The following is a 9,661-nucleotide window of genomic DNA, read 5'->3' as shown; positions in this document are numbered from 1 at the left end:
ACATCATCGCCTTCGCCGCGCTGGCCGCGTCGGGCGAGCTCAGCACGTACTGACCTTCCCGGTCGCCCACGAGGCCGTCGTCCCCTTCCGGGGGCGGCCTCTCGCGATCAACCATCGGGCAGGGGGGCCGTGATCGTCGGCGAACTCCAGCTCAGGATGCTCGCCACCTCACAAGCGGGCTGGAGCTGGCGCGACATCGCTCTGATCGACCAGCGCTGAGAGCCCGGGCCTCCCCCTTGCCATCGACGGACGCCCTGGCGCTTATGCGGACGGCGATTGCGGCGCCAGGTGGGGGCGATCAAGGTCTGGGACCACCTAGACCACTCATCCTCCGACGGGAGGGGGCCGCCCATGGATACCACTGCTGATGTACCGACGAGAGTTGCCGGAGTTCTTCGGTGCGAAGGTCATCGACTGCTATACCCGTGCTCAGGCGATCGCGGATGGTGTTCTGGTTGCCATCACCGCCGCCTATGCCCGCACGATCGCCTGGGACCAGGACAACGGGGCGATGCAGTACACCGAAGGCCGGGCCTGGGACGTGACCCGGATAGCGTCCCTGGTGGCCTGTGACCTGGTGGCAATCGCCGGCGCCGCCGCTGACTTCGAGGTCTTCGCCTTCCCGAACGTGCGGTCCCGGCGTGACGGCGTCCTGGCCGAGTTGATCTTGCACGTGGGTGGGGAGAGGAGGGCGGGCCGGTCCTGACCATCTCCCTGCGCGGGCAGGACTAAAACGGCTAAGCGCCTGGTGACCCGCGAACACCACGGGCCACCAGGCAATACCACCCCAACGGGCGGCATGCGGGGCCAGTTACCCCCCCAGGGCCCGGCCCCGACCCAGAAAAACTACGCGCCCGCACTCCTGGACCCCGGGCCGCCCACCTATCGAACATCAGGAGACCACTATGACCACCACTTTCACCCGGTCACCCGAGAACTTCACCACATGGCCTGGTCAAGGTCGATGAATACCTGGCCGCCAAGGGCACGCTCACACACGCGGACTCGCCCGCTGCGCCCTGGCACGGTTGGTTCACCGAGGGTATGAGCCCGGGCCGGGCCGCGCCGATGCCCCGGTTCACCCCGGACCCCCTGACCTCGCCCTGGACTGGCCCTGATCCACAACCAGAGGTTGGTTGCTTCAGATCAGTCCGAGAGGAGGTCGTAGGTTTGCCCGCAGCCCTGATGATCGCCTCGCGTCGCTCTGCGGTGCCCTCTTGTGGGCGTTGTGCGCGTGCGGCTGCTGGGACTCGCCCGTGTGCACAGATCCAACGCAAGCGCCCACAAGTCACAGGGGGCCTCCGGGGGGTGAGGACGAACACGGGTTCATCCGCACCTGGCGCGCGGCATTGCGGACCCGCGAACAGGTAGCCTTCCAGGGCGTCGTTGGTACGGGGCCCGCTCCTTCTGCGAGCCTTGGGGGAAGCCGCTCACAAGGCCGGCTCCCGCTACATCGCGTTCGGTACCCGGTCGCTGGCCGTGGCCACCGGGCTGGACCACTCCACCGTCTCCGTGCTGCTGCACCAGCTCACCGCGGCCGGTTGGATCGACCGCCTGAAGGAAGCATGCGGCGAGCACGCCGACCTGTACGCCCTCACGCTTCCCCCCCACGATCGCGGACACCGCTCCTGGCCTGCGCTGGGACAAGGGCAAGGCCCGCGCCCTGCGGCCCGCCTTCCGCGAGCTCGGCCACGTCGCCGCCCTGATCTTCGAAGCCGTCGAACACGACCGAGCCCACACCATCACCGACCTGGTCACCAGCACCGGGATCTCGCGCCACGCAGTCCACGACGCTGTCGACCGCCTGGGGCCTGCTCGAACGCACCCCCACCGGCCTCCTGCCCCACCCAGACCTCCTCCTACGCGTAGCCGAATACCTCGGAGTGCTCGAGGCCATCGCCCCCCCAGCTCCGCCGCTACGCCACCCAACGCGCCGCCTGGCAGACCTACCTCACCCGCCACGACCACGACGCGAGCCCCCGCGAGATCACCGACACCGACTGGTGGTGGCCACCAGACAACGACGCCGCAACCTGGACACTCAACATCGCTGGTTGATCTGCACGCGTGTGGAGAACCGCGCATGCGTACCGGGTGCCCTTAGCCTGCCCTCCTCTTAGAATCACCGCAGGAGTCTCGGAGGCGCCCCACCATCGCACGTCGCAGGTGGGCCACGCCACGTCGGCCGAAGCTCCCAGTGGTGCTGCCGGAACCCCCTTGTCCGGCAGCACCACGCGCTGTCCGCAGAGTATTGCGAGTCGCGGCCGGTGCGCGCGTCTCCCCTCCGGGGGGCGTCGTGGCCGGAGTCTTTCGTTGACCCCGTGGCGACGTCTCCTCGCTACTACGAGACCCCACCTAGTCCTGCTGGCGTACTTCTGCGATCTGATGCTCGTAGAGGGCGCGGACCTCGGCGACGGGCTCGTGCCGAGGCGGGCTCGTTCTCCAGTTCATGAACGCGTTCTGGCGGGCGTTGACCTGTTCGCGCAGCTGATCACGCCGCGCTTGCGCCTCCAGGCGGGCCTGGGACTGGGCAAGGTCGCCCTGCGCTTCGCCGCCCTGCCCGCCCATGACCAGAAACAACTTGCCAGCGCACCCACCCCAGGGACTGGAACCTGCCCCACCACCCGCAAGCTACGACCAGCTTCCAAACAAGCCGACCTGTTCGCGAGGATCGCCCTGACCTGCCTGTTCGACACAAGCGACCTAGCCGGGACCCCCAGGCCGCGACAACGACTTCATGACTGGTGGCGAACTCGTCAAGGAACGCCCGCCATGCTGAGCAAGAGGCGGCTGCGCCAGATGAGCCGCGCTCGAATTCGATCATCCGAGCCCTGGCAGCCAACTCATCGATGTACCGCGGAGAACTTGAACGCTCCACCGGTATCGTCCAGCCCACCCTCCACGGCCGCCTACTGTGACCCGTGCGGGCGTGTTCGTGCAGGACCCGCTGGGGTGGACATTCCAGAGTTGTCGCACGCAGGTTTCGGTGGCACAGTTTTGGTGTCTCCGTGGTGACTGGGGCGGTGATGATGGGGGCATGTCTGGACTCTCCGAACCTGCCCGACGGCACCGCCCCGACGACGTGGAGGTCGCCGTGCAGATCTTGAGCTCCCGCTTGAGTAACGAGATCGTGCGGTTCCTCAAGGACCACCCGACCTCCTCCTCGCAGGAGATCGTCGAGGCAACCGGCAGCACCAGGAACGCAGTCGCCGGTCAACTAAAGGTCCTTGAGGATGCCGGCGTCGTGCACGGGATCCCAGAACGCGGCCACCGACGAGGGCACAGCGCGCGGTACCGCGTGAACCACCAAGCCCTGCAAGTACTTCTCGACGCATGGCTCGCCTACGTCACAGGCGGTTCCCCCACGACCACTTGAACTGAGCGCTCGGGCGGTGCCTCCACCTGGTGCCCGCGACATTTTTGCGGGCGCTTGTGGCCGCTGCGACCGCGCAGCACGCGGGTTTTCTTCCCCTCGTGTCGCTCCAGCATCGCCCGCGCGACCCTGCACACAACCTGTTCGCCCTCGGCGTCCGGCCGGAGCCGAAACTGGCTCGGGGGTGGTCGCACCTACGCCCAGGTCCGGGCCGACGTCAACAAGCGCCTCGCACACCCGGTATGCCGCCCTGCGAACAGCACGCGGGCACCAGTCACCCTCACACTCGCCCTGGGCCTGCTCAGCCAAGCCCCCTGAAGCGGCCTGGCTCCGGACGGGGATTTTGGCGTTTGGCACAGACGCAGAGTCTGTACGCTCTCCCGGCAACACCCAGTGCCGCACCGGGCGCACGTATGCCCATGTGCGGCCTTGGCGACTCAAGACGACGCCCGATACGAGCGTTCCCGGCCCATCCGCGCCCTCGGGCGAACCATACTGCACACCAGGCAACCCGCACTATCATCCAGACCGGAGTCTGGAAGCGGCCCCGAACTTCTCCATGCCAAGGAGTTGAGATGACGACTTCATACAACCTCGATCGGCCCTATGACGCAGACCTCATCGAGCTCTTGCTCTCGGGCAACCCCCAGCCAGTGGGCCAGTACATCTTCAGCATCCACACCGGCCAGTGGTGGTGGTCCGACCCCCTCTACCAGATGCACGGTTTCCAACCTGGCGACGTAGTGCCAACGACCGAGCTCATGCTCGCGCACAAGCACCCCGACGACCGCGACCGCGTCCAAGCCGTCCTAGGGAACGCCGGCAAGTCAGGGGAGCCGTTCGCATGCGTCCATCGCATCATCGACGCGAACGGCCACACCAAGACCTTGGGCATCGTTGGACGCGGCCGGAAAGAACCGGGTACGGACGACATCAGCCAGCTCTCGGGCTACTTCGTCGACCTAACCAGCACCCAACGCGAACTGGCCCAACGCGACGCCAACGCAGCCATCGCAGCCTCTTCACTGAGCTGCGCCGTGATCGAGCAGGCCAAAGGGGCAGTCATGACCGTGTACGCCATGACTGAAAACGAAGCCATCGACCTCCTGCGCCACCATTCCAGCATCACCAACGAATCAGTCCGACACCTCGCGCGACGACTCATGACCAGCCTCACCGAAGGATCCGGAACCAGCGCCCCCACCACCGAAGACCTCGACCTCTTCTTCGAGACACCCCGACCCCAAAACACACACCCGATACCCAGCTGAGCCCTGTACCGACGGGCACAAGCATGAAAAGCCCCGCCCTCCGAGCCAGCCGGGAGCACCGCGGCCGGCTGGGTGGATCGGGCCGCCTCGTCGGATCCGCCGTTGTTGCCGCAGGGGTGGTTGCTCCGTGGGGTGCTGACCTCGATCCACGGATCGAATGCCCTGGTGCTCGCCCTTCTCACGACCGACCACAGGCCAGGGGAGTGGACTGGGATGGTCGGCGCAACCGCGGCCGGCCTCGGGGCGATGCGGCGCTGTGGTGGTCTCGCCCCGGGTCCGGTGGAGGTCTCGGGGCGAGACCATCGCCACCAGCTGGAGTGGGGGCGGCGCCCTGGAGGCAGGTGCCGCCCCCAGAGCCAACTATCAGGTGCACGTGGAACACCCGTGGCCTCACCAGAATCGCACCTGTTCAGGGGGAGAGCCCCAGGTCAGGACTGGTTTCACCCGCTAGGTGTCTGCTCTGGCCTTGCATGCGTTGTTTGTGCCGAGGTCTGTTCGGTCGCGTGTCCGGGCCGTTGGCCCGGTGCTTGCGGCCGGGGCCGCAACCAGATCGGTGGCCGCGGTGTGGCCGGGTGTTGTCGCGCTGCGCGCGGGGTTCTTCTTCCCCTCCTGTCGCTCCATCATCGCCCGCGCGACTCTGCACACAACCTGTTCGCCTGTGGTGCCGGCCGGGGTCGAAACTGGCCGGGCGCGGTCGCAAGCTCCCTTCTTTCGCCCAACCAGCCCCGCCCCCGACCGGCACCACAGGTTGTGCTCCAGGCCGCTAATGGGCGGGTGCCTCTTCACGCGTGGGGGTCGTGGTCAGTGCTCTCGTCGTGGAGCAGGGCTTCGATCTCGTGGCGGTAGTAGCGCCGGTGTCCCACCGAGGGTGCGGAGCGCGGGGAGCGTGCGGTCAGTCGTGAGGCTGCTCGTTCGTAGGCCCCAGAGTCATGACGACTCCGGCGGGCCATCCAGGGCTCGTGGCAGTTAGCGTGCTGACGTCCGGGCACTTGCGACTCATCGAGTCCCTGGTTGGGGCGGGCCATTCAGATCCGCAATGCGAGCACCCCGTACGTGCGGCCGGGGCGTACCGTGGCCAGATGCCGGGTCCCCAGGTGGGGGCCCGGCTCGAATGTAGGTCTAGCTGCTGGGCAGGCGGCGTTGCCGCAGGAGCATGATGGTGCCTAGTGCTGCCGCACCGGTGGCTGTCAGGATCAGAGCGATGAGGGACGGGCCTGTCTTGGCAAGACCACCGGGCCCTGAGGCGGCCGGGATGGTGGATGCACTGTCCGGTGTCGGGGCTGGGGGCGTGATTGCTGCCACGACCGTCAGTTCAGCGTGTGCGAGCATGGTCCCACCGTCACGGACTTCCACACGCTGGACACCTGTGGGTACATCGGGGGCGATCACGATCGTCGCACGAGCCACGCCGTTGACGACGTTGGCGGTCGCGAGAGTCTCTGAGGTGCCGGCCAGTCCGAACGTGACCTCGTCGCCGGTGAGGTGCCGGGCCGTGGTGGCAACCCTCGCACCCTGGGCTACGACAGGGGGGTCGAGCTCAAGGGTGGCTCCTGTCGTTGCGGCCCCGCTGCCGGGGGGTGCGGGTACGGCACCGAGGGTGAGGTAGCCCTCGAGGTCCTCATCCTGGGTGACGTTGGCGAAGCGCAGCGGGAGGCCGCCGGCCATGACGTTGGGCATAGCGAACGCAACCCTTATGCCAGCGAGGTCGCGGGTGGCGGTCGGTAGTGTTGCCGTCAGGGTCGATGTTCCACCCGGCAGGAGGTCGGGCAGGTGTGCCGCAATCGACGTCTCGGCGAGGATCGTGTTCTCGGCGTCGATCAAAACCATCTTGGCCGGCCAGTCGTAGTAGAACGGTGCTACTCCTCGGTTGACGAGGTCGAGGCTTACCTCGACGCTGCTGCCGGTGTTGGTGAGGGTCGCCTCGGTCGCTGCGAGGTCGTATCCTAGCGATGCGGCAGCAGCGGTCGCGCGCTCTCGTGTTTGACCGGTATATCCGCTAGCCCACGCCTGGTGGTTCATCATCCAGCTGATGTGAGATGCGGTGACGCTGTCCTCGAAGTTCAGGTCGCGTCCTGCGGCGATTTCGTCAGCGGCGCCGGGGCAGGTCAGCGGGTCGGTGAAGATACAGTCTTGCAGCGGTGGGTACAGTTCCCCGCCGATCGGTGCGTGCTTCCAGGCACCGTCCATGCCCTCGGCGATCACCTTGGACAGGAAGTGCCAGTCGGTTGTCGGCAGGGTCGCATACGCGAATGAGTCATCGTGCAGCCCAAAGCCGTGGCTCTTGACTGATCTCGAGGGGTAGCGAGCCAGCAGCCAGGTCTGATCTAGGGCGTCGTCCCAGGCGTTCCAGATCGTCTCCCGCGTGACCTGGCTCGGCATCCAGTCTTCACCGTCGGGGTTCTCCGCGGACACCACGCCCTCCATCGGGTAGGTGTGGTCCTCACCCCAGAAACCGATCAGGCCAGCGGTGATGAAGCCGATGCGTGGGTCCCCGTCATACCGTTCGCCCAGCGCAGTGATGAAGTCGACGATGAGGCTCACGACGCGCTCATCGTCGTAGTCCGGAGAGAAGCTTCGACCGTCGTTGTCATAGAAGTCGTACGTGCGTTCCTGGCTGATGCCGTCCGGACCGAGTAGATAGTCCGGGATCCCGGAGTTCTGACCGGGGTAGTCGAGGTAGAAGCGGAAGACCGATTGATGGCCTCGTTCAGCGTTAGCGTCGAGTCGGCTTTCGACCGCGGTCCAGTCATAGGTGTCTTCGCCGGTCACGACGGAGTCAACCGGCAGGTAGAACCACTCCATCGAGTGGGGAAACTCGGGGTCGGCGAACGTGGAGGGTTGACCGGGCTCGGGGGCGAACGGCAGGAAGCCCTTCAGCGGGTTTTCTGCGACTGCCGTAGTAGTGGCGAGCTGGTACGTGGTCGTTCCCGCCCCGACAAGGGGGGTGGTCTCGGCAACGGCAGCAGCACCCCCCGGTATCGTCAGGGCTGTGGCCAGCAGGACGGCTCCCACCTTGCGTGCTCGGTGTTTCGTGGTGCGATCAACAGTCATCGACGTTGTCCTCCCGAGAATCGGTCGGCTATCGGCAACCCCTAAGGCGTCTGTGCCTTGCCTTGACCTGTGCGAGCCGACGCGGCGTCGACAGCGGTCCGTTCCGCCGTCGCACACATCACACCAGCCCGGGCAACTTTATGCAACCTGCTTTGCATAAGTAGTGTTGGTGCTCGTCGGAACTTCACGTGATCGGGGAGGAACGGGTGGTCTGATTGCATGGCGTGAGCAGGCTCCGCACCGGCGTTCCTCCCATGACTGGTCTGGTTGGGCTGCTGGGCGAGCAAGCTGTGTGAGCCGCTGGAGCAGGTCGCGCTAGAGCGGCGGCGCATCGCGGGCCTGGAGGTCGGTGTCGGGTGAGCCCGGTACCCGTGCCGGGCCCGGTGCCCACCCGACGACTGGCTCCCCGGAGAGCGTCAGAGGGGGTAACGGCTCTGCGCTTCGTCGAAGACCGAACTGAAGTCGACTCGGCGGTCCCCGATCTGGAAGAGGTATCGATCCAACTGCTGCGTGGCGGGTGCGCCAGTCAGGAAGTCGTACAGTTCCCCGCGGTCCTGTGTCTCGATCCACGCAGGTGGGTCTGAGACCGCTGGGAAGCCTGAGAGCGTCGCACTGTCCTTCAGCCACTGCATCTGTTGGTCGCTGAGGAGGTTCCGGCGGCGGCGAAAGTAGACGACGTCGGGATCCAGGCCGATGAGCCCCCGCATCCATAGCCGACTCACCGCGTTGGAGACCGCGTTGTGGGCGGTAGCGTCGGACGGGTCGCTTGTGGCGTAGTTGTCCCACATGGGAGCGACGTCGGGGCCCGTGCGCACCGCGTTGAGAACGCCGAGCGAGGCGAAGATCGGCGCCCCGGAGCCCAGCAGGTAGACGTCGGGCCCGACCGCGGAGCGGATCGTCTCGATCGCCGACCGGTAAGCGTGCTCGCGGTCGACGTCCTTGGAGCGCACGCCGTCCACAGCCCCGGCGTTGATGAAGTCCAGCTTCAGGTAGGTAAAGCCCCACTCGTGCACAGCGCGGGCCACGGTCTCGATGAGGAAATCCTGGGCGTCTGCGCGGGTGAAGTCGAAGGTGTAGTAGTGGCTACCCCAGTTCGTCCCGGCGCGCACAGGCGCCCCGTTGGGGTCGCGTAGCAGCATCTGGGGGTGGCGCTGTGCCACCTGCGAATCGGGCAGTGCAATGAAGGGGGCGATCCAAAGCCCTGGTCGCATTCCGTGGTCGGCGATGAGGCTCGCGGCATCCCGCATGCCAGCCGCGAACTTCGAGTTCGGCGTCCAATCGCCCACGAGTTGCTCCCACCCGTCGTCGATCTGCACGGTGTCGAAACCGAGGGCGGGCAATTGTGGGACGACCTCGGCGAGGTCGGTACGCGAGATCGTCTCGTAGTAGGAGTACCAGGAGGACCATACTGCCCCCGGGGCCTGTGACAGCACTCCGTGGCGGTCGGCCAGGAGCTGTCGGTACCGATCGAAGACGGCCCGCTCAGTGCCCTCGAGAAGGACCCATGTCGCGGGCCGGCCCGTCTCGGTCCAACCGCTGATGATGTCCAGGTCGGCGTGCAGCCGCGGGGTCTCGCCCTCCAGGCAGCCGAGCAGCACGGTGTCTGCCTCTGAGGCAACCGCGATCATCCACGAGGAGTGGTGTCGCACCGAGTCGTCCCAGCGGCTGTCGTCCGCAGTACGTCGCCGGATCGGGTCCGAGACTCGGTAGGGTTTCGCCGCCAGTTCTCGCCATCCTGTGGGTGACCAGGAGTTTTGCCCATTGCGGTACACCTCCCCACCTGGTCGACCATGGAAAAGTGCAACCCGTGAGGCCGTGAAGAAGGTGGTGGAGGGAGTGTCCGCGGTGGTGCACGGGGTTGCCCACTCGGGCGCGTCGGTGAGCGCGCCCCCCTCCAGTCTCAAGGGGAGGTGGGGCGGACTGACGATGGACATGTGGTCTCCTTTGACGCGCCGGTGGCAGGAGC

General features: G+C 66.6%; 6 protein-coding genes. 3 read left to right on the top strand and 3 right to left on the bottom strand.

Annotated features, from left to right (window positions below; translation table 11 throughout):
• The first annotated feature begins 367 nt into the window (after positions 1 to 367).
• Positions 368 to 706 (top strand): hypothetical protein, encoded by a 339-nt coding sequence (locus ASE15_RS03510; protein WP_056761318.1) that lies wholly within the window; start codon positions 368 to 370, stop codon positions 704 to 706.
• A 1,649-nt stretch (positions 707 to 2,355) separates the two neighbouring features.
• On the opposite strand, the gene ASE15_RS03500 is transcribed toward ASE15_RS03510, so the two are convergent.
• Positions 2,356 to 2,580: a hypothetical protein gene (locus tag ASE15_RS03500; RefSeq protein WP_157277121.1), complete on the bottom strand. Its 225-nt coding sequence runs from the start codon at positions 2,578 to 2,580 to the stop codon at positions 2,356 to 2,358.
• A gap of 457 nt (positions 2,581 to 3,037) precedes the next feature.
• Between ASE15_RS03500 and ASE15_RS03495 the strand changes: the two genes are divergently transcribed.
• Positions 3,038 to 3,376, top strand: coding sequence for a helix-turn-helix transcriptional regulator (locus ASE15_RS03495; RefSeq protein ID WP_157277120.1), 339 nt, complete (start codon positions 3,038 to 3,040; stop codon positions 3,374 to 3,376).
• A gap of 572 nt (positions 3,377 to 3,948) precedes the next feature.
• Positions 3,949 to 4,644 carry a PAS and ANTAR domain-containing protein gene (locus tag ASE15_RS03490; RefSeq protein WP_056761307.1) on the top strand — a complete coding sequence of 232 codons (696 nt, stop codon included), beginning with the start codon at positions 3,949 to 3,951 and terminating at the stop codon, positions 4,642 to 4,644.
• A 1,119-nt stretch (positions 4,645 to 5,763) separates the two neighbouring features.
• Here the strand turns inward: ASE15_RS03490 and ASE15_RS03485 are convergent.
• Both ASE15_RS03485 and ASE15_RS03480 read right to left on the bottom strand, forming a co-directional pair.
• Positions 5,764 to 7,695, bottom strand: a complete 1,932-nt coding sequence (locus ASE15_RS03485; protein WP_082618159.1) for a DUF4832 domain-containing protein — start codon at positions 7,693 to 7,695, stop codon at positions 5,764 to 5,766.
• Positions 7,696 to 8,111: 416 nt separating this feature from the next.
• Positions 8,112 to 9,323 (bottom strand): glycoside hydrolase family 36 protein, encoded by a 1,212-nt coding sequence (locus ASE15_RS03480; protein WP_235534117.1) that lies wholly within the window; start codon positions 9,321 to 9,323, stop codon positions 8,112 to 8,114.
• Between the last annotated feature and the right edge of the window lie 338 nt (positions 9,324 to 9,661).

The sequence above is a fragment of the Oerskovia sp. Root22 genome (genome assembly GCF_001429135.1).
GTDB classification, from domain to species: domain Bacteria; phylum Actinomycetota; class Actinomycetes; order Actinomycetales; family Cellulomonadaceae; genus Oerskovia; species Oerskovia enterophila.
The sequence above is the reverse complement of the archived record's forward strand: the minus strand, read 5'-3'. Positions and strand labels throughout refer to the sequence as shown.